We start from the raw sequence: 24,742 nt of genomic DNA, 5'->3' as shown, positions 1-24,742 counted from the left end.
AATACAAGAAGCAATCGCAAATCCTGCATCTAATTCTTCTCCTACATACATCGCATAAAGTCCTAAGAAATAACCTAAGATATAAATATAATCAGGAATGATAAAGACACGATGATCTTCTTTTTGTGTTGTAATATATTTATCTTTAATAAGTGATGATAAAGAATTATTGTTGATATAGTTGATTTGCATAGCGATTAAAATAACTAAAATACAAACAACTAAAATTCCTAACATCTTAAATAATTTAAAGTTAAAATAGAAAATACTTTGATGAATATGACAATAACGATAAACAACTGTTAAAAAGATTGGTGTTGTCACTAATGACAAACAACAGGTGATTATTACTGAAACAACCATGAGCATAATCATTTGAATCAATTGATAAAGCACTACTTTACCCTGATTAAATCCTGCCATTTTAAGCATTCCTATTTCTCTAGCATGAAGTTTCATATAATAGTTACATGAATAACAAATCAATGAAACACAAACCATTAAAATAAACAATCCCATCAACATAATGCAATAAGGTTCACTAAAATCAAGAATATCATCATATGTCACCTTTTTAGCGAGATATGGATTAATAATAAAATGTAAAAACAATAAACAAATACTAAGTGTTGTGACAATAGAAACAATCAAGCCATATGCTTTTTTTCTTTCTGTCCACAACATTTCTAATGCAAACTTCAACATAACTTTCACCTACTATTCTAATGCTTTTTTAATATCACTTGCTTTGTAATAAACATGATCAATCTTTTTGTTTTCTACATGAATGAGCATTGGTACTTGTTTTACTGTGATACCTTTATAATCTGTCACGTTTTTATAATCAAAATCTTTTCCTGTTTTAATATCATTTGCTTCTTCCATATTGAATACATAAATACTTGATTTTCCTCTAACATAAGATTTAACTGCTTCATTTGTATCTTTGCATTTTTCATTTCCTGTTTCATAGAAATAAACATAATATGAATCATAATCTTTACTATTCAATATATCACTTTCTTCAACATGTTGATATCCAAGTTTAACACGATCATCATTTTTAAATGGATCTTCTGGTTTTTTCAATATATTTACAGCCACCACAATTACAAGTCCAATAATACAAATTCCAATCATTTTTAATGTCTTTTTACTCTTTTCCATAAGTCATTTCCTCCTTTGACATCTTTAACATAGACTATAGAGTCACTTTATACTCAAGTATTTTTTGAAATATTTTTTATATTTCCTCTCTACACTTATTATTTTATTTATTTTCTTTTAAATCGGTATCTTTCTGGCATGGAAGTCAGTTTTATGGCACGAAAATAAAAAATTAAATAGTTACACCTATCTAAAAAAGCTACTTTCATAATTGAAAATAGCTTACATTATTAATTTAAAAGTGTCTTATATACAATTTCATCCACACAGCTCTTAATAGTATTCATCATTTGAACCCACTTTATTTGATCGTTTTATTTAAGTTCTTCAGTAACATTCCACTTGGTCTTATATTCTTCAACCAATCTGTCATATAAATCATCAGCTTCTTTTTGTACTTTTAATAGATAATCATGCTTCTTTAAATAATCTAGTTTTGCTCTTCCAAAGCGATTTAAATGCATTTCTTCTACTTTTAAGTTCGGTAATTGATAATCTCCAACTTGAATATATTCTATTTCTTTCATCTTTCATCCCTGCTTTCTCTTTGTTTTATTTTCAATTACCTGTTGAAGTACTTACCGGAGAAGATGCCGATGTGATGATCATGGAAGATTACTTCTTGATTGGTAATTTACAGTATTTTTGTTGGCGGATAGATTTTGATAGAAATCTATCGATTAGTGAAGAATTATTAAAACAAATTAAAATTGCTATTTATAAAGCGAATATTGAAATAGTTAAGCACATTAAAAATCAAAATGATTTAATATATGTATTGAAGCTCTTTGATTTGGATGATGAAGATAATTCTAGTACACTCATTGATTTATTTGAAAAAAACATTCAATTAGTTACTAAAGGAGATTATAACGAAGATCATCAAAGTATAGAAAAACTATCCAAGGTTTTTGATTACGCAATTAATACAAAAAATCTTATCGATAAAAAAACCTATAATTCGATTGTGAATATCCTTTATCCACTTGTCGAATGTTATAAAAATAACCCTGAATAGACACTTATTTTAAGCATCAAAAATTAATGATTTTTTGATGCTTTTTTGGTGGAAATTTTGCACTTTTTTCGAATTTTTTTGGTATAGCCCATTTTTAGGGCATTTTTGAGCATTATTTTACTTACAAAAAATAAAAACCCGCAAATCAAAAAAACGTTGATTTCATGCGGGTTTTGGCGTAAAAAAAAGGGCTTCTTCTATCTTGAAGCCCTTTTTTATTTAGCATATTTTTCGCTAGATTAAGCTAATTCAGCAAAATATTTAATAGTTCTAACCATGTTAGAAGTATATGAGTTTTCGTTGTCATACCAAGCAACTGTTTGAACTTCAGTAGTTCCGTTGTCTAATGGTTTAACCATAGTTTGAGTTGCATCGAATAATGATCCGTAAGTGATTCCTACGATATCAGAAGATACTAATGGTTCTTCAGTATATCCGAATGATGGAGTAGTTGCTGCTTTCATAGCTGCATTTACTTCTTCAACTGTAACTTCACCTTCAACAACTGAAGTTAAGATAGTTGTAGATCCAGTTGGAACTGGTACACGTTGTGCAGAACCAATTAATTTACCATTTAATTCTGGGATTACTAATCCGATTGCTTTTGCAGCACCTGTTGAGTTAGGAACGATGTTAACTGCAGCTGCACGAGCTCTTCTTAAGTCACCTTTTCTATGAGGTCCATCTAATACCATTTGATCTCCAGTATAAGCATGTACTGTTAACATGATACCAGATTTGATTGGTGCTAAATTATTTAAAGCGTTAGCCATTGGTGCTAAACAGTTAGTTGTACATGAAGCTGCTGAGATGATAGTGTCAGAAGCTTTTAAAGTACCTTCGTTTACACCGAATACGATTGTTGGTAAGTCATTTCCAGCAGGTGCTGAGATAACAACTTTTTTAGCTCCAGCATCGATATGAGCTTGAGATTTAGCTTTAGATACATAGAATCCAGTACATTCTAATACTACGTCTACACCGATTTCTCCCCATGGTAATTCAGCTGCGTTAGCTTTAGCGTAGATTTTGATTTCTTTTCCATCAACTGTGATTGAATCTTCACCAGCTTCTACTGTATCAGCTAATGCATATTTACCTTGTGCTGAATCATATTTTAATAAGTGTGCTAACATTTTAGGATTAGTTAAATCGTTGATTGCTACAACTTCATATCCTTCTGCATTAAACATTTGTCTGAATGCTAGACGTCCAATACGTCCAAATCCGTTAATTGCTACTTTTACTGCCATTTTATTAATATTCCTCCTTGTAAATAGCTTTTATGCCATTATTATAAGTCAAAAACTTCACAAAAGCAACTATTACAACGTTGATTTCTTGTATAAGATGCATTAATTTTTCCTTTATTTTTCTAATAATTCCCATTTCATTATATCGTTAGCGCTTACACTATTTTCTACTATTTTTTTAAAAAAATTTTTACTTATTTCATCAGTGCAAAGAATAATTTTTATTATTAATTTCTATAATTACATATGGAGGTTATTTTATGCATCTAATACCAACCGTTATAGAAAAAGATAAAAATCATCAATATGCCTACGATATCTATTCCAAACTTTTAGAAGAAAGAATTATTCTACTTACAGGGACTATCGACGATGCCATGGCAAGTTCAATTATTGGTCAATTACTTTATTTAGAAGCACAAGATAATAAAAATGATATTTACATGTATATCAATTCACCTGGCGGTAGTGTTTCTGCAGGACTAGCAATTTTTGATACAATGAACTTTGTTTCATGTGATGTCAGCACAATTTGTTGCGGCATGGCAGCAAGTATGGCTTCTATTCTTTTAAGTGCAGGTTCTAAAGGAAAAAGATGTGCATTAAAAAATAGTGAAATAATGATACATCAACCTCTTGCCTCTTTAGAAGGACAAGCAAGTGATATTGAAATAAACGCTAAAAGAATATGCAAACAAAAGAAAAAACTTTCACTTATTTTAAGTGAAAATTCTAAACAATCATTAGAAAAAATCATTCATGATTGTGATCGTGATTACTACTTAGATCCATTAGAAGCTTTAGAATATGGTCTTATTGATGAAATCATTTAGATTTAGGGGATTTAACATCCCTTTTTCTACATAAAAAAATACAAATTCCACTTAAAGCACCAAGCATTATAAAATAATTCAACTTTGAACTATCACCTGTTTTAATTGCTTGAATAATTGGTTGATCATACATGATGACTTTTTGTATTTCTCCAGTATCTTTAATCACAAATTCGACTTTTTCACTCTTTTCATAACCATAAGGTGCCATTGTTTCTTCTAAAATATATTTTTTACCAACTTTCAAATGACAAATGCGGTGTTCTTGATCAGTTGAAATCCAAGAATCAAGAACTTCTCCATCTTCATTTTTCACTTGTAAATGAGCTCCAGACAATTCTTTTTTATTTGTTATGTCTTTTTTAGAAATATCCACTTTAATATCTTCATCAACAACTTTTAAAACAATATTCTTTTCTCTTATTTCAAAAATTTGTTCTTTAGCTGTTGCATATCCACAAGGTGTCAATGTTTCTCTTAAAATATATTTTTCCCCACTATTAAGTCCTTGTATTAAGTGGGCTGTCTCATCTCCTTGAATATCTATACAATAATATGTCACATCTTCTCCATCTTTCAACATTAAAAAATAATCATTTGATTTTAATTGGGGAACAACTTTATATTCAATACCTTCTTCATTTTTACCTTGACACATATCCCCTTTTAACAATTTTTTCTTCATAACATCATTAATATCAAAAATATGTTGTCCTGTAATCCATTGATCAATTCTATTTTTTGTTTTTGTAGAAACAACTGTAAGCTGTGCCCCTTTTAACAAATTGCCATCTTCTTTTTGTTTATAAACTTTAACAAAAGTATCAATCATTTCTATTTTTTGATTTTCTTTTTCATAAGAAACTGTAAAAGATATATCATTTACTAAATTAAATCCTAAAGGTGCTAAATCTTCATGTAAAGTATACGTTTTTCCTTCTTCTAACCCACTTACAGGATGTTCATTTCCATCACTATACCATTGATCAACTGTATTTCCTTCCTCATCTATTACTTGTAATAAAGCTCCTTGAATTTCTTCACCACCTAAAGTTACTTTAGAAATTGTTACAACTTTATCTTTCATATTTACTTTTTGAATTTTTCCATCTTCATTGACTTTAAATTCAATTTTCGTTGCTTTTACATATCCTGCTGGACTTGTATCCTCATTTAAATAATAAGTTTTTCCACTTTCTAATCCATCTATTTCATGGGCCTTATTAGATGAAATCCATTCATCAATAACTTTTCCCTCTAAATCCGTAATAGACATTTTAGCACCACTAACTTCTTGATCACCAGTAACATCGGTTTTAGTAAATGTTGTCTTAGTAATTTGATTTGTTTGTTCATGAGAGTTTGTATAAATTGTTGTTGTATGATCTTTTTGTGTAATTTCAAAATCATAAGGTGTAGAATCTAAAACATAACCTTGAGGGCATGAAACTTCAACAACTTGATATTTTCCAAGAGGAATTCCTGTCATTTCTAATTGACCATTTTCATCTACAGAAATAATTCCTTCTTCATTCATTACCCCTTTTGAAACTTGTACACCATTTGAATAAGTAATCATTTGACCATCATTTGTATCAACAATACATTTTCCACTTCCTAAAGTAATTATTTCCCCTTTAGAATATAATTTTTTCAAAGATACTGTATCAACAATATCATTCATTGCTACAACTTTATATTTTGTTTTTTTAATATCTTTATCTGCAAGATCAACAGCTCCTTGACATGCATCTTCAAGTTTCTTTTGAAGTTTTAATGTTCCTGTTGGTCTTAATGTATTTACAACAATTTTCTTTGTTGTCTTATCTTTTACAATTGTCACTTGCCATTTAGCAACAACAGGTGCAAAGTGATCTTCACATTCAATCTCAGTAAGTGAATAAGTTCCTACAGGTAAATAATCAATAAATAATTCATAATCTCCATTTTCATCTTTTGTGACTTCAAAAGTTTCATCATATCCTGTATAAGAAGTTGAAATTAATCTAAATTTAGAATTTTTTTGAAATTCAGAAGTATTATCTACCTTAGAAAGGCGTAACGCTCCAAAATCCAACCATTCAACTTCATATTTTAATTTATTTCCATCAGGATCTAAATTCCATGAACCTTCTGTTTGTGTTCCTTCTGCACCATCTTTAATAGCTAATGCAGTAAACATTTCACAACCTTTTCCCGCAATATTTCCTGACTTATAATTTTCTGGACTATTTTTGCATGGTGCTGTTAAATAGAAACTTTCTCCACCATTTACAGTTACCGTTCCCCCTGTTTGCATCGTTCCTTTTGTTACGTTATATAGTGTAACATTATTTTGTAAAGGAACTTGAATGGTAGAGTGACTTGTTCCTTCTAATTTAACAGTATTTGTTTTTTGAAGTTTATTTACCTTATCAAATTCAGCCTTAAAAGAGGCTGTAACTCCACCATCTTGACTTGGGCTAAAATAAGCATAACCAATATCAGGTTGATTCATAAGCCAGTTATAGCCCCATAAAATATTATCTCCATAACCACTATTACCATCTGCATTTGGCCATTTAGCATTGAAATCTTTTAAGTTTAACCCCATTAAATCTCCGCCATAAGCATAAGAAAGCCAAATATGGGTAAACAAATAAGCACCATCATCAAAGTTACCATGCTTTTCTCCAAAATCATCAGGAACACAAGAATTTAATTCAACTGTATACATTTCTTTAATTGCTTGATCATAGCCTGGTCCTCCAAATCCATAATAAAGAATTTTTCTTACAGCCTCATTATTTTCAATCACTTGAGCTGGGTATTTTCCAGCTGATGGTGATTTTTTACTTGCTTCTAAACAATAAGCATATTTATTATCATACTTACACATATAAGTGGACCATTTTTTCGCACTACTTATTTTAGAAGACCACCACCATGGATAATCAATTTGTTTAATACGTGTAAATTCATGAGGTGTACTATTATCCCATGCTTCGACATTATTTGCATATTTTTGTGAAAAACACATAGATAAAATAAACACCATAACTGCAAATATTTTCATAACTTTATCAAATATTTTTTTCTGTTTCATTTCATATTCCTCCATCATAAATAATTTCTAATAAAAAAAGACAATCTCTGATTGCTTACGGACCTAAAATCCACTTATAAACACAATTCACTTTTACTCCTCCTTCAATTTTCTAAGAATGATTAATTCCATAATGAAATCTACTATGTCTCCACTCTATTCCTGAAAATTCAATAGCATCTGTACACTTTGTTTGATCAAACTTCTTTTTAGCATCTTCTAAAGAAACATTTGAATCAACATATAATCCACAAAGATAACATTCATACCAATAAACCGTTTGTTGGGGCTTTGTTTGTTGATGATCATTATCTAAATGATCCTTTACATTATTTTTTTCATTTGATTGAGAGATTGTAATGTCCTCATTCGGTTTATTATTTTCACTTTCAATCTTATTCATATTATTTTCTTGATTATTTTGAGAATTAGTTGTTTCTTGTTTATTTTCTATAACATTGACCTTAAATTCTTTTTCTCTTCTATTTTTATAAATATCTTCTACAAATACTTTTACTTGATATTCACCTATTCTATGAATATCGATTTGACTTGTATCTATTTGAATTTCTTTTAATGGTGATAAATCGGTAGCTATGATCAATGATTTAAAATCAATACTTTCTAAATCACTTTCTTTTATAACATCTACATTTTTAGGAAATGCCAGTACAGGTGCTAATGTATCTTTACAAATAATTTGAATCGTTGAAAGCTTATTATTATATTTTATAAAAATCTTATATTTTCCTACTGCTGGATAACTTTTTTGATCTTCATTTTGAAGATTATCTGTTATACTTACATTCTTTTTTAAATAACAAATCTCCTCTTTACTCATTCCTGTTGTATCCACTAAGCCTTTAAAATTAGCATAATAAGTTTGTCCATATTCAATATTGATTTTTTTCTTTTTTAGTACCAGTGTTGGTGGTGTATCTTTAGTTATAAAAAAAAGCATACCAATAAGCATGCCTAATAAAGTAATCAATACAATTAATTTTTTACACTCTTTAAAATATTTATAAATCATGATCTTCACCTCATTGAAAATAAAAAACCGCCTAAGCGGTTTATAAGATTAGTTAATTTTTTGAATAATATAACCATTTTCTTTAAATTTATCAGCAATCGCTTGAATATGAGCTTCACCATTTGTTTCACAAGTCACTCTTAATTCTACTTCAGAGAAACGAGCAAAGTTTTTAAATTGGTTATGTTCAACTCCAATAACATTTGCATTACATTCATTAAGTAAATGAGAAACAACTTCTAATTGTCCTGGAATATCTTGTAATTGTACAGAGAATGTTAAAATTCTTCCTCTTGAAATAAGTCCCTTATTGATCATCGAAGAAATTGTCATAACATCCATATTTCCACCTGAAATAAGTGAAACAACTTTTTTACGTTTACAATGTAATTTCTTTAAAGCTGCTAATGATAAAATACCTGATCCTTCAGCAATTAATTTATGTTTTTCAACAAGTAATAAGAAGGCTTCCATCAATTCATAATCACTTACAGTTACGATTTCATCAACATATTTTTTAATATATTCAAATGGAGTTTCTCCAATTTGTTTAACTGCTGTACCATCAGCGATTGTACTTACTTCACTTAATTTAACAAGTTGATCATCTTCAACTGCGGCAAGGGCACTCGCTGCACCTTCTGGTTCAACACCAACGATTTTAACAGATGGATTGATTTGCTTTGCTGCACAAGCAATACCTGAAATTAATCCACCACCACCAATTGGTACTAAAATATAATCAACATCTGGAAGTTCTTCCATAATTTCTAAAGCAATTGTTCCTTGCCCTTCCATAACATCTTCATCATCAAAAGGATGAACAAAAGTGTATCCTTCACTTTTTTGTAATTCTACAGCTTTTTCATAAGCTTCATCATAAGCTTCACCATATAATACAACATCCGCTCCATGTGCTTTTGTAGCATCAACCTTAATTAATGGTGTATGTGCTGGCATACAAATTGTTGCTTTGACCCCTAATTTTTTTGCTGCATAAGCAACACCTTGTGCATGATTTCCAGCTGAAGAAGCAATTAACCCTTTTTTCTTTGCTTCATCATCTAATTTCATAATTTTATTGTAAGCCCCTCTAATTTTGAAAGCTCCTGTTTTTTGTAAGTTTTCAGGTTTGATGTAGACATCATTTCCACATTCTTCAGAAAAGGCATCACTATGTATTAAATGAGTTGGTAAGATAACTTCATCAACTCTTTTTTTAGCCGCTTTAAAATCTTCTAATTTTAACATTTAAATTCCCTCCGTTTAAGTATTCATAATTATATCACTATTCTTCGATAAAACAATTATTTTGTTTTAATTTGATTTGTACTTTCATCATAAAAATATTCGTTTTCATCTAATCTTTTCATAAACTCAGTTTCATCCAAATCATAAACAGAAAGAACATGTGATAATTGCATATCATCATCTCTTAATTTCATATTAATCATACTTACTAACATGTGTATATCTTTTGGCATTTTTAAACTCCTTTATTTATATTTTTCTAGACATTAACATTATACATGATTTTTTTATGTTTTTTGTCTCAAATTTGTCTCAAAAGTTATTCACATTTTATAATTGTATAAAATTAAATATTTTTTATCATATTAATTAATTCTTATTGATTTTTTATAAATCCTATACTATACTGTAAACAAGTTAAAAGCAAAGACAAGGAGAGTAGTATTTTTACGAAGCAACAGCGAGCTAGTAGAAGGTGAAAGACTAGCAGTGAACGAAAATATGAAGAACACCTTCGAGCTGTCTACCGAAAGCAATGCAAGTAGGCTAGAACGTCTCTAGTTATGTTACAACTAGCGGGTATCGAGTACTCTTTGAAGTATTTTCCGTACCATGTATATCTTTGGATTTATATGTTACACGATACTCGCACACTATGTGCGTTTTTTAATTATAAGGGGGATATTAAAATGTGTGGTTTTTTAGTCGTTGGAAGTGAAGAATTTGAATTACAGGTTTTCCAAAAAGCTTTAGATAAAGCAGCGTATCGTGGGCCTGATTATCAACATGTCTCAATTGATCATGGAATAACATGGGGATTTAACCGTTTATCAATTATGGATTTATCAACAAATGGAAATCAACCTTTTGTTTATAAAGATTATACACTTGTATGTAATGGTGAAATATATAACTATCCAGCATTAAAAACAAAATTAGAAAGTAGCTATACTTTTAAATCTGGTAGTGATTGTGAAGTTTTGATTCCATTATATGAACAATATGAACTTGAAATTTTATGTAAATATTTAGATGCTGAATTTGCTCTTGTTTTATACGATAACAAAACAAAACAGTTAGTGGCAGCAAGAGACCCAATGGGAATTAGACCTATGTTTTATGGTTATAGTAAAAAAGAACATCAAATATGTTTTGCTTCCGAAGCCAAAACTTTATTTGATTTATGTGATGATATTATGCCTTTTCCACCAGGACATTATTATTTAGATGGTCAATTTGTTTGTTATAATGATTTAAGTGATCCTAAAACAATCGTTGATGATGATTTAGAAACAATTGCTGGAAAATTAAAAACAAAACTTGAAAAAGCCGTAGAAAAAAGATTTATGTCTGATGCACCTATTGGATATTTATTAAGCGGTGGATTAGATTCTTCTTTAGTATGCGCCATTGGTCAAAAATTATCAGATAAACCTATTCGTACTTTCGCTATCGGTATGGAAAGTGATCCTATTGATTTAAAATATGCTAAACAAGTTGCTGATTATTTAGGAACAGAACATACAGAAGTTATTATGAATAAAGAAGATCTCTATCAACATCTAAAAGAAGTCATCTATCATCTCGAAACTTTCGATATTACAACAATTCGTGCGAGTATGGCCATGTATATTTTATGTAAATATATTCACCAAAATACCGATATTAAAGTTATTATGACTGGTGAAGTTTCAGATGAATTATTTGGTTATAAATATACTGATTTTGCACCTAACGCTAAAGCTTTCCAAGAAGAATCAAGTAAAAGAATCAAAGAACTTTATATGTATGATGTCTTAAGAGCCGATCGTTGTATTTCTGCACATGCTCTTGAAGGACGTGTTCCTTTTGCTGATCTTGATTTTGTTGATTATTCTATGTCTATTGATCCTGCTAAAAAAATGAATGTTTATAATAAAGGAAAATATTTGTTAAGACATGCTTTTGAAGGAACTGATTATTTACCACACGATATTTTATTTAGAGAAAAAGCAGCTTTTTCTGATGCTGTTGGTCATTCAATGGTAGATTATTTAAAAGAATTAGCTGAAGATAAATACAGTGATGAAGATGTTTTAAATGCTAAAGATAAATATTCATATTGTACACCTTTCACCAAAGAATCATTAATGTATAGAGATATTTTTGAATCATTCTTCCCACAACAAGGAAAATGGATCAAAGATTTCTGGATGCCAAATAAAGAATGGGAAAACTGTGATGTTGATGATCCAAGTGCTCGTGTGCTTAAAAACTATGGAGATTCTGGAAAATAAAAATAAAGCAATGCTAGATGTTTATTCTAGTATTGCTTTTTCTTCGTTTATTTTATTTTCAATAAATATCTTTTCTAATTCTCTTAAAAAGAATTGTGATGTCCTATAATTCCTTTTTTTAGGTCCTTTTACATGCTTATGTTGTTTTCTAGAAAGATGTCCTAAATAACGAGAAGTCAACAAATTATTAATATTATCTTCTGTAATTCTTTTCCCCGATACATGAAGTATCGTTACATTTTTAAGCAAAGCTAAACTTGCAAGTCCATAATCTTGACTAATCATTAGATCACCTTCTTGTAAATAAGAAAGAATCATTTGATCAACACTATCTTTTCCTACTTCACACATAATTATTTGAATTCTTTCATCTTCAATAACATGTGCAAAATCAATAAACAATAAAACTTCTACTCCATAATGCAAAGCAAGTTCAATAACTTTTTGACGATCAGGACAAGCATCTCCATCAATTAATAAACGCATAAGCCACTTCCAATAAGCACTAGCATAGCAATAACACCACCAACAAAGCCACCTAAATGCCCTGTTTTAGAAATATTTTTATCTGCCAACGTAAAAACAACATTAATAGCAATGACAGGAATAAATTGTTTTAAAACCATTAAAAATGGTCCTTGAAAAACAACACCTAAAGTCACAATAGCTCCCAAAAACCCATAAAAAATACCGCTTGCACCTAAAGTAATCGTATTTTGATAACGTCCCTCTTTTTTAGATGTCATATAAGTAATAAGATAAGAAAAAATTCCAGAAATTAATACTAGATACAAATATTCTAAACTTCCCAAAAAAGGTTCAAAGAAAGTTCCACCCAAATAATAAAGTGCATAACAATTCATAAAAATATGAACTAAATCAACATGAACAAAATTAGCTGTTAAAAAGCGCCAATACTCTTGTTTATATTCTATTTTAGGAGGATAAAAAGCTCCATATTTAATAGCTAACACTGATTTTTCATCTGAATGATCTATAAAATTAATAATGACATAAATGGCTACGGATATCACAATCATCGCTAAAGTTACACTCATTTTTTCTTCTCACTTTCATTTTTAATCACTTCTACTTTTCTTGTTCTTTGAATATTATTACCCTGACTATTTGTAATTGAGTAAATAACTTCATAGGTTCCTACTTCTTCAGTATTGACTGTATTTTTCAAAATCTTAATTTGATGTGTAATATCATTTCCATTACCATCACTAGCTTTAACACCTTCCATAATATCAAAATGTGTTCCTTGAACAATTTCAACATCATCAATACCTTCAAGCGTTGGATGATTTCCTAAGCTTCCCACAACAATCTTAGCTCTTAATTTAGCCGCTTGATTCCCCACTACATCTTCTACAAGAATATTAACTATATAAGAACCTTTTTTTGTGAATTTAAGAGTTGTATTTTTTGTTCCATCATCCTCTAAAAAATAAGCAATAACTTCTGATTGATCATCTACTTTATCGATCAAATTCAAAGCACTAATTTCTTCATTTAAATTCACATTAAAAACAACTTGTTTTAAAGTTACAACTGGTTTTGTTGTATCTTGAATTTTAATGTAAAATGGAAATTCTACTCCCGCATAAGAAGCCGATACTTTATAAACACCTATCTCATTTTTTAAATTAGAAAAATTTAATTGTACCTCATTAATAACATTTGCATTAGCATTGACATAATCTGCCGGATTATTAGAAATTGGTGTTCCATATTCATAAACAAAAGTATCTCTTTTTAAAGTAACGGGTGTTATTCTAAAAGCAAAAATCGTAAGAAGAGTACTTACAACAACAAAGAATGTTAAAACAATACCAATTATTTTCTTCTTCATTGTTATCACCTCTTTCTAACCTATTATACCATCTCATTATGTCTTTTTTGTGAAAAGTACCGTACTTTTGACAATATATTATGCCTTCATTTCAAAAAAAGCAACATAAATCAAACTCTATGTAAAAAAAACATAAAAAAAGGATAAGAATAATTTCCTATCCTAATCTTTTTAATACTTTTTCTTTACCTAATAATTCCATAGAAGCTGCTAAATCAGGGCCATGCATAATACCAGTTGTCGCAATACGTAAAGGCATGTATAACATTTTTCCTCTTGCTTTTGCTTCTTTTTGTGTCGCTTTAATACAAGCAAAAATTTGATCTTGTTTAAAATCTTCTTCAGCTAATTCTGCGACTTTAGATTTAAATACAGCTAAAGTATTTGGAATAGCTTCATCTTTCATAAATTCAATAGCTTCTTCTTCTAAATGAATCTCATCTTCAAAGAATAATTTAACTTGTTCAACGATTTCTTCACCACAAGAAATATGATCTCTATGCACTTCTACTAATTTTTCAATCCATGCTTCACTTTTATTGCTTAAATCATAAGCTTCTTTTAAGAATGGTAAACATAATTCTGTTAATTGTTTTGTATCTAATTTTTTAATATATTGGCTATTGATCCATTTTAATTTATTCATATCAAAAATAGCCCCAGATTTAGAAATACGTTTAACATCAAACGCTTCAATTAATTCATCTAATGAGAAGATTTCTTGTTCACCTTCAGGTGACCATCCAAGTAAAGCAATATAATTTAAGATTGCTTCATTTAAGAAACCTTTATTAATTAAATCTTGATAAGATGCATCCCCATTACGTTTTGATAATTTATGTTTTTCATCTTTCATAACAGGTGGACAATGAATATATGATGGTACATCCCATCCAAATGCTTGATAAATTAAATTATATTTAGGTGTTGAAGATAAATATTCATTTCCTCTTACAACATGTGTGATGTTCATTAAATGATCATCTACGATATTCGCAAAGTTATAAGTTGGATAACCATCACTCTTTAATAAAACCCCTTCAGCAAGTCCAGCATTTTCTACTTCAATATGTCCATAAACTTCATCTTCAAAAGAAGTAATTCCAGTACTTGGAATTGTTTGTCTAACAACATATTTTTCACCATTAGCGATTCTTTGTTTTGCTTCTTCTAAAGAAAGATGTTTACAAGGATCAATATATCCTAATTCTTCATTATCAGATTCTTCTTTTGCTTTATTGATTGTTTCTTCATCACAGAAACAATAATGTGCTCCCCCTAATTCAACTAATTTATCAGCATATTCTTTATAAATAGCTAATCTTTCAGATTGAACATAAGGTCCAACTTCTCCTGGTTTATTAGGTCCTTCGTCATAACCTAATCCTGTTTGATCCATAACTTTATAGATCATATCAACAGCACCTTCAACTTCTCTTTCTTGATCAGTATCTTCAATTCTTAAAATAAAATCTCCATGATCATGTTTAGCAATTAAATATTCATATAATGCTGTTCTTAAGTTACCGATATGCATATATCCAGTTGGACTAGGTGCAAATCTTGTTCTTACTTTTGCCATTTCTATACTCCTTTTTTCCTTAATAATACAACCGCTTGAGCTACCATTCCTTCTTGTCTGCCGACAAAACCAAGTTTTTCTCCACGTGTTGCTTTAATGTTAATTTGGCTGATGTCACAATGTAATTTACTTGCAACATTTTCTCTCATTTTTTGAATATGTGGAGCCATCTTAGGTGCTTCACACATAATAATACTATCAAGGTTATTGATTTCATAACCTTCTTTATCCATCAGTTGATAACAATGTTCCAATAAAACCATTGAAGAAATTCCTTTATATTGAGGATCCGTATCTGGAAAATGTTTTCCAATATCACCAAGACCTAATGCCCCAATAATACTTTCAATAATGGCATGTAATAAAACATCTGCATCGCTATGTCCTAATAAACCTTTATCATGATCAATTTTTACACCACCAATATATAAATCTCTTCCTTCTACTAATTGATGAATATCAATCGATTGTCCTATTCTAAACATGTTATCACCTTCCGCAAACATTCTAGCACATATTTTCTAATTTATGAAGTATAGGATGTTTTATAATCAAGGAAAATATGGTAAACTAAGACATATAAAAATTATGGGAGGACTTCCTATGGATAAAGAAGAAGTAGTAAGTAAAAATTTTATTGAAAAAATTATAGATCAAGATTTAGCGGAAGGAAAATATACAAAAATTGCAACACGTTTTCCTCCTGAACCAAATGGTTATTTACACATTGGTCATGCTAAATCAATCTTATTAAATTATGGATTAGCTAAAAAATATAATGGAACATTCAATTTACGTTTCGATGATACAAATCCAATGAAAGAAAAAACAGAATTCGTCGAAAGTATTGTTTCAGATGTAGAATGGTTAGGTGCTAAATATGATGGTGATATCAAATTTGCTTCAAACTATTTTGATCAAATGTATGAAGCTGCTGTTCTTTTAATCAAAAAAGGAAAAGCTTATGTTTGTGATTTAAGTCCTGAACAAATTAGAGAATACCGTGGTACTTTAACAGAACCTGGTAAAGATTCTCCATATCGTAATCGTTCAATCGAAGAAAACTTAGATTTATTCGAAAGAATGAAAAATGGTGAATTTGAAGATGGATCAAAAGTATTAAGAGCTAAAATTGATATGGCTTCATCAAATATCAATATGCGTGATCCTATTATTTATCGTGTTGCCAGAATGACACACCATAATACAGGAGATAAATGGTGTATTTATCCAATGTATGACTTTGCGCATCCAATTGAAGATGCCATTGAAGGAATTACTCATTCAATTTGTACTCTTGAATTTGAAGATCATCGTCCTTTATATGATTGGGTCGTTCAAGAAATTGGTTATGAACATCCACCAAAACAAATTGAATTTGCAAAACTTTATCTAACAAACGTTATTACAGGAAAACGTTATATTAAACGTTTAGTAGATGAAGGTATTGTTGATGGTTGGGATGATCCTCGACTAGTCACAATCGCTGCTTTAAGACGTAGAGGATTTACACCTGAATCAATTAAATCTTTTATGGAATTAGTCGGTGTTACAAAAAGTAACTCATCAAATGATTATGCGATGTTAGAATATTGTATTCGTAATGATTTAAAACCTAAAGCACCTCGTGTGATGGCTGTTTTAGATCCTATTAAATTAGTAATTGATAACTATCCCGAAGGACAAGTTGAATATTTAGATGCGATGGTCAACATGGAAAATCCTGATTTAGGTTATGAAAAAGTACCATTTGAAAGAGAATTATGGATTGATCGTGATGACTTTATGGAAGAACCACCTAAAAAATATTTTAGATTGTTCCCAGGAAATGAAGTTCGTTTAATGAATGCTTATTTCGTTAAATGTGTTGATTTTGAAAAAGATGAAAATGGAAAAGTAACTGTTGTTCATTGTACTTATGATCCTATTACTAAAAACGGTACAGGATTTACTGGTAGAAAAGTAAAAGGTACAATTCATTGGGTTCCTGTTCATCATTGTAAGAAAGTAACAGCACGTTTATATGAAAACTTAGTTGATGAAGAAAAAGGTGTTTATAATGAAGATGGATCTTTAAATTTAAATCCTAATTCATTAACTGTTATTGAAGATTGTTATGTTGAACCAGCTATTGAAAAATATAAACCTGGTGATTCATTCCAATTTGTAAGAAATGGATATTTCTGTATTGATACCAAAGATTCTACAGATGATCATTTTGTATTTAATAGAGTCGTTTCATTAAAGAGCTCATTTAAATTACCTAAGAAATAAAAATTTGGAGATTGCCTCGACAATCTCCTTTTTTGTATAAGAAAACAATATCTTTCGATATTGCTTTTTTATTTATTATATTTACGATCATGTGCTGCTGAAATCAAACCTTGGAATAAAGGTTGTGCACGGTTTGGTCTTGAAGTAAATTCCGGATGGAATTGACATCCTACATAGTAAGGATGATCTTCAATTTCAACAATTTCCACAAGATTTCTTTCTGGATTAAATCCTGCAACTTTTAAACCATTTTCAACTAAAACGTCTTTATAATTATTATTAAATTCATATCTATGACGATGTCTTTCTTTAATTAATTCTTTTCCATAAAGACGCGCTGCATGTGTACCTGGATTTAATTGACATTCATAATCACCTAATCTTTGTGTACCACCCATATCTTCTAAAGATTGATCTGACATTAAGTTAATAACTGGATTTTTACATAATTCATCAAATTCTAATGAATTAGCATCTTTAATACCACAAACATTTCTAGCATATTCAATGGTAATTAATTGCATACCTAAACAAATACCTAAAAGTGGAACTTTATTAGTACGTGCATATTCAATAGCATCAATCATACCAGCAATACCACGATCACCAAATCCACCTGGAACGATAATTCCATCAGCATCTTTTAATCTTTCTGCTACATTTTCTTTATTTAATTCTTCTGAATTAATAAAATCAATATTAACAACACTATTTACATAATATCCTGCATGTCTTAAAGCTTCATTAACTGATAAATAAGCATCAGGTAATTGAACATATTTTCCAACTAAAGCAATATTTAATTCTTGATTTAAGTTTTTAACACGATTAACTAATGCATCCCATTCTTCCATATGTGCTGCTGGTGCATTGATTTGTAAATGTTGTAATACTAAATCATCCATTTTTTGATCTAATAACATACGTGGTAATTCATATAAATTTTCTACATCGTAGTTAGAAATAACATTTTGTGTTGGTACATTACAGAATAATGAAATTTTATCTTTTAATTCTTTTTCAATATGATGTTCACTACGACAAACAATAAAGTCTGGTTGAATACCTAAACCTCTTAATTCTTTAACACTATGTTGTGTTGGTTTTGTTTTTACTTCATGACTTGCTCCAATGTATGGAAGTAAAGTTGTATGAATATAAACAGTATTTTCATATCCTAAATCTAATCTTACTTGGCGGATAGCTTCAATGAAAGGTAAACTTTCGATATCTCCTGTTGTTCCACCAATTTCAGTAATGACGATATCTGCTTTAGAACTACGTGCCGCTGCATAAATTCTTTCTTTAATTTCATTTGTAATATGAGGAACAACTTGTACAGTAGCTCCTAAATAATCTCCACGTCTTTCTTTTGAAATAACGTTACTATAAATTCTACCTGTTGTAATTGATGAGTTTTTATTTAATTGTTCATCAATGAATCTTTCATAATGTCCTAAGTCTAAGTCTGTTTCTGCCCCATCTGCAGTAACAAATACTTCCCCATGTTGATAAGGTGACATTGTTCCTGGATCAACGTTAATATATGGATCTAATTTTTGCATGAAGACTTTTTGTCCTCTTTGTTTTAAAATTCTTCCTAAAGATGCAGCTGTTAACCCTTTACCAAGACCAGACACAACTCCACCTGTTACAAATATGTATTTAGCCATTTTCTATCCTCCTCTAGTATCTATAAAAATAAAAAGTGCCTTCCTATGGAAGACACTGTATTGCCCTTTCTTATTCTAACAATATTAAATATTTATTGCAATAATAAATTAATTATTTTTGCACAAAAAAAGGAACACGCGTTCCTCCTTTGCGTATAAGTGAATTTTTGGGAGAGGGGTCACTTATACTTGTTTATTATATTGTCTTCATCTGACATGATTAATATAACAATTCTATATGAATTCATTATGAACTTTCTCTTAAGAGAAATTCTTACTCATAAAACTGCGTTTCATAATTTGCTAATTGTGCATATAGTTCAAATTCTTCTTTTCGTTGTTCATAATAAAATGTGAATAAATTCCGTTACAAAAAATATAAAAAAGAAAAGGTAGGACATGCCTACCTTAACTATTATTTATCAAATTTATTTTTGTAATCGTAAATTTTACGTAAGATATCTTCCATATCTTTAACCATAGGCATTCTAGGGTTAGCTGGTGTACATTGATCTTCGTAAGCATTCATAGCAATTCTATGAACTGATTCTTCCCAAGCTTCTCTTGAGATACCTTGAGATTCTACGTTAGATGCAACACCTACTTTGTGACATAATTCTTCACAAGCATCAGCGAACATTTCAACACCTTCAGCTGGAGTTTTAGGATTCAATCCAATTAATTGAGCTAATTCCATGAATTTAACATCAGCTTTATAGTTTTCAATTTTTGGCCAGATATTTAATTTAGTTGGAATAGTTCCGTTATATCTAATTACGTGTGGTAATAAGATACCATTAGTTCTACCATGAGGAATATGCCATTCTCCACCAATTTTATGAGCTAATGAGTGGTTCATTCCTAAGAACGCATTTGCGAATGCCATACCTGCGATAGTTGCAGCATTATGCATTTTTTCTCTAGCAATTGGAGTACCTTTCTTAACTGATTCTTCTAAGTATTCAAATACTAATTTAACAGCTTGTTTAGCCCATCCATCAGTAAAGTCAGATGCTAAAATTGAAACATAAGCTTCAACCGCATGAGTTAATACGTCGATACCTGTATCAGCAGCGATTGCTCCTGGTAATGACATTACGAATTCAGGGTCAACGATAGCGATAGTTGGTGTTAAAGCATAGTCAGTTAATGGATATTTTTTGTTTTCTTTCTTATCAGTGATAACTGCGAAAGGAGTAACTTCTGATCCAGTTCCTGATGTAGTTGGGATACAAATCATTTTTGCTTTTTTACCTAATTCAGGGAATTTGAAAGCACGTTTTCTGATATCCATGAATTTTTGTTTGATATCATCAAAGTTAACTTCTGGGTTTTCATACATTAACCACATAACTTTAGCAGCATCCATTGATGATCCCCCACCTAAAGCAATGATACAATCAGGTTCGAATTTTCTCATTAATTCTACCCCTTCTCTTACAGTATCAATACTTGGATCTGGTTCAACATCAAAGAATAATTCGATATCTACATGATTACGTCTTCTTCTAATAACGTCTTCGATTTTTTCAACATAACCAAGATTTACCATACTTCTATCAGTAACGATCATGGCTTTTTCCATATGTTTCATATCTCTTAAGTATCTAATTGAATTCTTTTCAAAGTATACTTTTGGAGGAAGTTTAACCCATTGCATATTGTTATTACGTCTCCCTATTCTCTTAATATTGATTAAGTTAACAGCACTTACGTTGTTAGATACTGAGTTATGTCCGTAAGAACCACAACCTAATGTTAATGATGGAATGAATGCATTATATACTGATCCAATACCACCGAATGTTGATGGAGCGTTTTCAATGATACGGATTGCTTTACATGCATGTCCGAATTTTTTAGAAATTTCATGATCTTCTGTATGAATTGCAGCAGAGTGACCTAAACCGTTAAATTCAACCATTGCAGCTGCTTTAGCGATACCATCATCAGTGCTTTTAGCTTTTAAGATAGCTAATACTGGAGATAATTTTTCTCTAGTTAATGGTTCATTTGGTCCTACTTCTTTACATTCAGCACAGATAATTTGTGTTTCAGCAGGCACTTTGAATCCAGCTTGTTCAGCAATCCATTCAGCAGGTTTACCTACAACATTTGGATTTAATTTAGCTTGAGCAACATTGTCTGAATAAGCTTCTGCACCAAACATGAATTTTTCAAGTTTAGCTTTTTCTTCTTTATTTACAAAGTAAACATGGAATCTTTTAATTTCTTTCATGAAATCACTGTAGATTTCTTGGTCAACGACTGCTGCTTGTTCAGAAGCACAAATCATACCATTGTCGAAAGATTTTGATAATACGATATCATTTACAGCTCTTGGTAATACACATGTTTTTTCAACATATGCAGGTACGTTACCAGCACCTACACCTAAAGCAGGTTTTCCACATGAATATGCAGCTTTAACCATTGCGTTACCACCAGTTGCTAAGATAGTTGCAACACCTGGGTGATTCATTAATGCATTAGTAGCATACATAGATTTAATTGATAACCATTGGATACAGTTTTCTGGTGCACCAGCAGCAATAGCAGCATCTCTAATTACGATAGCAGCTTGTTTTGAACTTTCATGAGCGCTTGGGTGGAACGAGAAAATGATTGGGTTTCTTGTTTTTAAAGCGATTAATGATTTGAAAATTACTGTTGAAGTTGGGTTAGTTGTTGGAACGATACCACAAACAACACCTACTGGTTCAGCAATTTCAGTAATACCAGTTAATGGATCTTCATTGATGATCCCTACTGTTTTTAAATGACGTAAATTGTTAGTAACATATTCACATGCAAATAAGTTTTTAACAGCTTTATCTTCAAATACTCCACGTCCTGTTTCGTTAACTGCAGCTTCAGCTAAAATACCATGATGGTCTAGTCCAGCTACAGAACATTTAGCGACGATGTAGTCTACTTGTTCTTGTGTAAAATCTTCAAATTCTTCTAAAGCTTTTAAAGCTTTGTTTACAAGGTCATCAACATGAGCATCAGTTTCTGCTTCAGTTGGGACAGCTTGTTGTACAGGTTTTTTTTCTGCCATTTTATTTCCTCCATAACTATTGTGAAATTTTTCATTTGTACACAACCATCTTACATGAAAAACATACAAAAAACAAGCATTATCGCTCGTTTGATGTGAAAAAAAATAACGTAAGCGATTACATTTTTAATTTCTTAAAATTTTTATTTGCAATAACAATATTGACACCTTTTTCCTTAAAATAAGCATATCTAAAACGGTTCTTTACACCCCATGTATTGATGTCTAATCCAGCTTTTAAAAAGAGTGCAATTTCATCTTCATCTAGAAAATCTTCACGTGCATGTACATGAAATTTTTGTGTTAAACATAATTGTTTATTTTTTTCATAATCATCTTCAAAAAGATAACCTAAATATAAAGATGAATCAATTGCTCTTAATTTATAAAGAGAATCAACATAAAAACTTGAAAATAAAACTTGATCTAGCATCCCCATTTCTTTGATCATTTGATAGCTTTCTAGTTCTATTCCTGGATATTGAATTTTATTTGTTTTAATTTCTAAGTTGATCTTTACATTTTTTCCTTTACATAATTCCAATAATTCTTTCAACAAAGGAATTCTTTGAGGATTTTCTTTTGTTCCAAAATTATATGCACAAAGCTCTTCATAAGTCATATCTTTAATATAACCTTTTCCATCACTTGTTCGATTGATTTTTTCATCATGACATAAAACAAGAACACCATCTTTTGTTTTATGCACATCTGTTTCAATACCATCAAATCCACTTTCAATAGCTTTTGAAAAAGCTAACATTGTATTTTCAGAATATTGATCACTATAACCTCTATGTCCTAACAACAACATAGTCTCACCTCCAAAGCCTATTTTACTCTTTTTATTGTTAAGAATACACCAAAAAAATGTAATTTAAAAAGCAGACTTTTATAAAGAGTCTACTTTTCATGTACTATTTTAAAAGAATCTAAATAATAAAGTTCAAGATCTTTATTACATTCTAACATACTACATTCACTAAATATTCTTGTTTTGACACTCCCCATGTCTAAAGACAGGGGATTCTTGCTACCTGTTAACATTGTTGGCTGACCAGTTCATTTCTGATAGGTCGCAGTGCAAGTTAGGGGTATGCCATTACCCTTCCTAGAGCAGAACCTATAGTTCTCTAGGCAGTATATCTGTTACCAATATACTCAGTTGAGTTGCATATATTTATGGCTCCCAATAGATCCCTATGTGTATGAAATCCACATCTGCACGTATAATTTCTATCATTTGCATGATGAACACTTCCACATATCGGACAGATCTGACTTGTATATGCTGGATCTACATACTCAACTTTTATGCCTGCCAGTTTTGCTTTGTATTCTATAAATGTAGCTAGTCTATAGAACGACCATGTATGCAGGCTATGATTGTTTTTTCGACTTGTTCTTGTCGTAGAGCGTATGTTTTGAAGTCGCTCTAATTTGATTACTGATACGTCATGAGTTTTTGCTGTATTTACGATTTCACGACTTAGCTTATGATCTATATCTTTCATCGTTAATTTTTTTCTTTCATATAATCACCTTTGTCATTATAACAAAAAAGTTCACTTTAAATAAAGTCACGTTCCTTCAACCATGTTGTAATTCCATCATCATTGACATCTGGACATATTTCATCAGCCACAAATTTTGCTTCAGGAACCGCATTATCCATTGCAACACCTGTTCCAACAGTTTCTAACATTTCTAAATCATTGCGTCCATCTCCAAAAGCAATCGTATCTTTGATATCTTTATGAAGTGCTTCTACTAATTTTTGGATTCCTACAGCTTTAGAAACACCTTTTAATGTTAAATCAAACGAACATCCTGTTTGATGTCTTTGAATATCAAAATATGGAGATAATGTTTCAACTAAAAGAGGAATATCTTCTTTTGAATTGACAACGATCATTCCAATATATGTTTCAATTTCTTGTGGATCAAAATCATCAATAATTGTTTCATCTTTCATTCCCCATACTCTAGCAAATTCTTTATGTTGTGGGTCATTTTTGTCTAAGACATAAATATAATCGCTACTTTCAAAATAGAAACTAAAATGATGTTCTTTAGATAATTTAATTGTTTCTTCTATTGCTTTTGCTGGAACAACAGCTTTATAAATAGCATCTCCTTTATATTCTACATAGCCCCCATTACAAGTGACATATCCACTAAAAGGATAATCCATAACACCTTCTGTAATAAAACATTTGCATCTACCTGTAGCTAGAAATACATCATGACCTTTTTGTTTTAACTGATCAAAGGAATTTCTATTTACTGTTGATATACCATAAAGCCCTTTATTACAATCTATCAATGTACCATCTATATCAAAGAAAAATAATTTAGACATCTTTACCTCCATAATA

Annotated in this window: 21 protein-coding genes and 1 pseudogene; 4 read left to right on the top strand and 18 right to left on the bottom strand. The window is 30.2% G+C overall.

Going from position 1 to position 24,742, the window contains the following annotated elements:
* The 3 genes from C7U54_RS09280 to C7U54_RS09270 form a co-directional block, all read right to left on the bottom strand.
* The coding region (locus C7U54_RS09280) for an FtsX-like permease family protein (protein WP_146137625.1) at window positions 1-705 on the bottom strand (705 nt) is incomplete at its 3' end.
* A 12-nt stretch (window positions 706-717) separates the two neighbouring features.
* Window positions 718-1,167 carry a hypothetical protein gene (locus C7U54_RS09275; RefSeq protein ID WP_107030100.1) on the bottom strand — a complete coding sequence of 150 codons (450 nt, stop codon included), beginning with the start codon at window positions 1,165-1,167 and terminating at the stop codon, window positions 718-720.
* A gap of 314 nt (window positions 1,168-1,481) precedes the next feature.
* Window positions 1,482-1,694, bottom strand: a complete 213-nt coding sequence (locus C7U54_RS09270) for a TnpV protein (RefSeq protein ID WP_241522598.1) — start codon at window positions 1,692-1,694, stop codon at window positions 1,482-1,484.
* A gap of 71 nt (window positions 1,695-1,765) precedes the next feature.
* On the opposite strand from C7U54_RS09270, the gene C7U54_RS09265 reads away from it, so the two are divergent.
* Window positions 1,766-2,185, top strand: coding sequence for a hypothetical protein (locus C7U54_RS09265; RefSeq protein WP_146137624.1), 420 nt, complete (start codon window positions 1,766-1,768; stop codon window positions 2,183-2,185).
* A gap of 239 nt (window positions 2,186-2,424) precedes the next feature.
* On the opposite strand, the gene gap is transcribed toward C7U54_RS09265, so the two are convergent.
* The gene (gap, locus tag C7U54_RS09260; protein ID WP_022001253.1) at window positions 2,425-3,438 is read right to left on the bottom strand and encodes a type I glyceraldehyde-3-phosphate dehydrogenase; all 1,014 of its coding nucleotides are present in this window, start codon (window positions 3,436-3,438) and stop codon (window positions 2,425-2,427) included.
* A 260-nt stretch (window positions 3,439-3,698) separates the two neighbouring features.
* Here gap and C7U54_RS09255 point away from each other — a divergent pair, with 260 nt between their 5' ends.
* Window positions 3,699-4,271 carry an ATP-dependent Clp protease proteolytic subunit gene (locus C7U54_RS09255; RefSeq protein ID WP_022001252.1) on the top strand — a complete coding sequence of 191 codons (573 nt, stop codon included), beginning with the start codon at window positions 3,699-3,701 and terminating at the stop codon, window positions 4,269-4,271.
* On the opposite strand, the gene C7U54_RS09250 is transcribed toward C7U54_RS09255, so the two are convergent.
* The 4 genes from C7U54_RS09250 to C7U54_RS09235 all read right to left on the bottom strand — a co-directional run bounded on the left by C7U54_RS09250 (window position 4,264) and on the right by C7U54_RS09235 (window position 9,873).
* Entirely contained in the window at window positions 4,264-7,356 is a 3,093-nt protein-coding gene (locus C7U54_RS09250) for a SpaA isopeptide-forming pilin-related protein (RefSeq protein ID WP_107030098.1), read from the bottom strand. The two genes, C7U54_RS09255 and C7U54_RS09250, sit on opposite strands and share 8 nt — an antisense overlap.
* A 112-nt stretch (window positions 7,357-7,468) precedes the next feature.
* Window positions 7,469-8,389: a hypothetical protein gene (locus C7U54_RS09245; RefSeq protein ID WP_107030097.1), complete on the bottom strand. Its 921-nt coding sequence runs from the start codon at window positions 8,387-8,389 to the stop codon at window positions 7,469-7,471.
* Window positions 8,390-8,437: 48 nt separating this feature from the next.
* Window positions 8,438-9,640 carry a threonine ammonia-lyase gene (gene ilvA, locus C7U54_RS09240; protein WP_107030096.1) on the bottom strand — a complete coding sequence of 401 codons (1,203 nt, stop codon included), beginning with the start codon at window positions 9,638-9,640 and terminating at the stop codon, window positions 8,438-8,440.
* A 56-nt stretch (window positions 9,641-9,696) separates the two neighbouring features.
* Window positions 9,697-9,873 carry a DUF4250 domain-containing protein gene (locus C7U54_RS09235; protein ID WP_022001248.1) on the bottom strand — a complete coding sequence of 59 codons (177 nt, stop codon included), beginning with the start codon at window positions 9,871-9,873 and terminating at the stop codon, window positions 9,697-9,699.
* Between the two features lie 456 nt (window positions 9,874-10,329).
* Here C7U54_RS09235 and asnB point away from each other — a divergent pair, with 456 nt between their 5' ends.
* Window positions 10,330-11,916 (top strand): asparagine synthase B, encoded by a 1,587-nt coding sequence (asnB, locus tag C7U54_RS09230; RefSeq protein WP_107030095.1) that lies wholly within the window; start codon window positions 10,330-10,332, stop codon window positions 11,914-11,916.
* Window positions 11,917-11,937: 21 nt separating this feature from the next.
* On the opposite strand, the gene C7U54_RS09225 is transcribed toward asnB, so the two are convergent.
* From C7U54_RS09225 to ispF, 5 genes are all read right to left on the bottom strand, one after another.
* Complete coding sequence (locus C7U54_RS09225; RefSeq protein WP_107030094.1) at window positions 11,938-12,402, bottom strand: DUF188 domain-containing protein; 465 nt, start codon at window positions 12,400-12,402, stop codon at window positions 11,938-11,940.
* A complete protein-coding gene (locus tag C7U54_RS09220; protein WP_107030093.1) occupies window positions 12,390-12,974 on the bottom strand; it encodes a rhomboid family intramembrane serine protease in 585 nt (194 codons plus the stop codon). Before C7U54_RS09220 ends, C7U54_RS09225 begins: the two co-directional genes overlap by 13 nt.
* Window positions 12,971-13,774 carry an immunoglobulin-like domain-containing protein gene (locus C7U54_RS09215; protein ID WP_107030092.1) on the bottom strand — a complete coding sequence of 268 codons (804 nt, stop codon included), beginning with the start codon at window positions 13,772-13,774 and terminating at the stop codon, window positions 12,971-12,973. Before C7U54_RS09215 ends, C7U54_RS09220 begins: the two co-directional genes overlap by 4 nt.
* Before the next feature lie 157 nt (window positions 13,775-13,931).
* Window positions 13,932-15,356, bottom strand: coding sequence for a glutamate--tRNA ligase (gltX, locus tag C7U54_RS09210; protein WP_107030091.1), 1,425 nt, complete (start codon window positions 15,354-15,356; stop codon window positions 13,932-13,934).
* Between the two features lie 2 nt (window positions 15,357-15,358).
* Window positions 15,359-15,841: a 2-C-methyl-D-erythritol 2,4-cyclodiphosphate synthase gene (gene ispF, locus C7U54_RS09205; RefSeq protein WP_107030090.1), complete on the bottom strand. Its 483-nt coding sequence runs from the start codon at window positions 15,839-15,841 to the stop codon at window positions 15,359-15,361.
* 118 nt (window positions 15,842-15,959) lie between these two features.
* Here ispF and C7U54_RS09200 point away from each other — a divergent pair, with 118 nt between their 5' ends.
* Window positions 15,960-17,630, top strand: coding sequence for a glutamine--tRNA ligase/YqeY domain fusion protein (locus C7U54_RS09200; protein ID WP_022001241.1), 1,671 nt, complete (start codon window positions 15,960-15,962; stop codon window positions 17,628-17,630).
* 68 nt (window positions 17,631-17,698) lie between these two features.
* Here the strand turns inward: C7U54_RS09200 and C7U54_RS09195 are convergent, their stop codons facing one another.
* The 5 genes and pseudogenes from C7U54_RS09195 to C7U54_RS09175 all read right to left on the bottom strand — a co-directional run bounded on the left by C7U54_RS09195 (window position 17,699) and on the right by C7U54_RS09175 (window position 24,726).
* Complete coding sequence (locus C7U54_RS09195) at window positions 17,699-19,303, bottom strand: CTP synthase (protein WP_107030089.1); 1,605 nt, start codon at window positions 19,301-19,303, stop codon at window positions 17,699-17,701.
* 415 nt (window positions 19,304-19,718) lie between these two features.
* The gene (gene adhE / locus C7U54_RS09190) at window positions 19,719-22,364 is read right to left on the bottom strand and encodes a bifunctional acetaldehyde-CoA/alcohol dehydrogenase (protein ID WP_107030088.1); all 2,646 of its coding nucleotides are present in this window, start codon (window positions 22,362-22,364) and stop codon (window positions 19,719-19,721) included.
* Between the two features lie 118 nt (window positions 22,365-22,482).
* On the bottom strand, window positions 22,483-23,178 hold the full coding sequence (locus C7U54_RS09185; protein WP_022001238.1) for a glycerophosphodiester phosphodiesterase family protein: 696 nt from the start codon (window positions 23,176-23,178) through the stop codon (window positions 22,483-22,485).
* A gap of 319 nt (window positions 23,179-23,497) precedes the next feature.
* Window positions 23,498-23,890, bottom strand: a pseudogene (locus C7U54_RS09180) (RNA-guided endonuclease TnpB family protein); the annotation flags it as partial.
* Window positions 23,891-23,934: 44 nt separating this feature from the next.
* On the bottom strand, window positions 23,935-24,726 hold the full coding sequence (locus C7U54_RS09175; protein ID WP_107030087.1) for an HAD family hydrolase: 792 nt from the start codon (window positions 24,724-24,726) through the stop codon (window positions 23,935-23,937).
* Between the last annotated feature and the right edge of the window lie 16 nt (window positions 24,727-24,742).

The organism is Faecalibacillus intestinalis, assembly GCF_003024685.1.
In the GTDB taxonomy this organism is placed as follows: domain Bacteria; phylum Bacillota_I; class Bacilli_A; order Erysipelotrichales; family Coprobacillaceae; genus Faecalibacillus; species Faecalibacillus intestinalis.
This window is presented reverse-complemented; position numbering and strand designations above follow the sequence as displayed.

What these genes read in the sequence shown, in the direction of transcription:
- C7U54_RS09275 (WP_107030100.1), bottom strand. Translation starts at nt 1,167, where the DNA reads ATGGAAAAGAGTAAAAAGACATTAAAAATGATTGGAATTTGTATTATT.
- C7U54_RS09270 (WP_241522598.1), bottom strand. Translation starts at nt 1,694, where the DNA reads ATGAAAGAAATAGAATATATTCAAGTTGGAGATTATCAATTACCGAAC.
- gap (WP_022001253.1), bottom strand. Translation starts at nt 3,438, where the DNA reads ATGGCAGTAAAAGTAGCAATTAACGGATTTGGACGTATTGGACGTCTA.
- C7U54_RS09255 (WP_022001252.1), top strand. Translation starts at nt 3,699, where the DNA reads ATGCATCTAATACCAACCGTTATAGAAAAAGATAAAAATCATCAATAT.
- C7U54_RS09250 (WP_107030098.1), bottom strand. Translation starts at nt 7,356, where the DNA reads ATGAAACAGAAAAAAATATTTGATAAAGTTATGAAAATATTTGCAGTT.
- C7U54_RS09245 (WP_107030097.1), bottom strand. Translation starts at nt 8,389, where the DNA reads ATGATTTATAAATATTTTAAAGAGTGTAAAAAATTAATTGTATTGATT.
- ilvA (WP_107030096.1), bottom strand. Translation starts at nt 9,640, where the DNA reads ATGTTAAAATTAGAAGATTTTAAAGCGGCTAAAAAAAGAGTTGATGAA.
- C7U54_RS09235 (WP_022001248.1), bottom strand. Translation starts at nt 9,873, where the DNA reads ATGCCAAAAGATATACACATGTTAGTAAGTATGATTAATATGAAATTA.
- asnB (WP_107030095.1), top strand. Translation starts at nt 10,330, where the DNA reads ATGTGTGGTTTTTTAGTCGTTGGAAGTGAAGAATTTGAATTACAGGTT.
- C7U54_RS09225 (WP_107030094.1), bottom strand. Translation starts at nt 12,402, where the DNA reads ATGCGTTTATTAATTGATGGAGATGCTTGTCCTGATCGTCAAAAAGTT.
- C7U54_RS09220 (WP_107030093.1), bottom strand. Translation starts at nt 12,974, where the DNA reads ATGAGTGTAACTTTAGCGATGATTGTGATATCCGTAGCCATTTATGTC.
- C7U54_RS09215 (WP_107030092.1), bottom strand. Translation starts at nt 13,774, where the DNA reads ATGAAGAAGAAAATAATTGGTATTGTTTTAACATTCTTTGTTGTTGTA.
- gltX (WP_107030091.1), bottom strand. Translation starts at nt 15,356, where the DNA reads ATGGCAAAAGTAAGAACAAGATTTGCACCTAGTCCAACTGGATATATG.
- ispF (WP_107030090.1), bottom strand. Translation starts at nt 15,841, where the DNA reads ATGTTTAGAATAGGACAATCGATTGATATTCATCAATTAGTAGAAGGA.
- C7U54_RS09200 (WP_022001241.1), top strand. Translation starts at nt 15,960, where the DNA reads ATGGATAAAGAAGAAGTAGTAAGTAAAAATTTTATTGAAAAAATTATA.
- C7U54_RS09195 (WP_107030089.1), bottom strand. Translation starts at nt 19,303, where the DNA reads ATGGCTAAATACATATTTGTAACAGGTGGAGTTGTGTCTGGTCTTGGT.
- adhE (WP_107030088.1), bottom strand. Translation starts at nt 22,364, where the DNA reads ATGGCAGAAAAAAAACCTGTACAACAAGCTGTCCCAACTGAAGCAGAA.
- C7U54_RS09185 (WP_022001238.1), bottom strand. Translation starts at nt 23,178, where the DNA reads ATGTTGTTGTTAGGACATAGAGGTTATAGTGATCAATATTCTGAAAAT.
- C7U54_RS09175 (WP_107030087.1), bottom strand. Translation starts at nt 24,726, where the DNA reads ATGTCTAAATTATTTTTCTTTGATATAGATGGTACATTGATAGATTGT.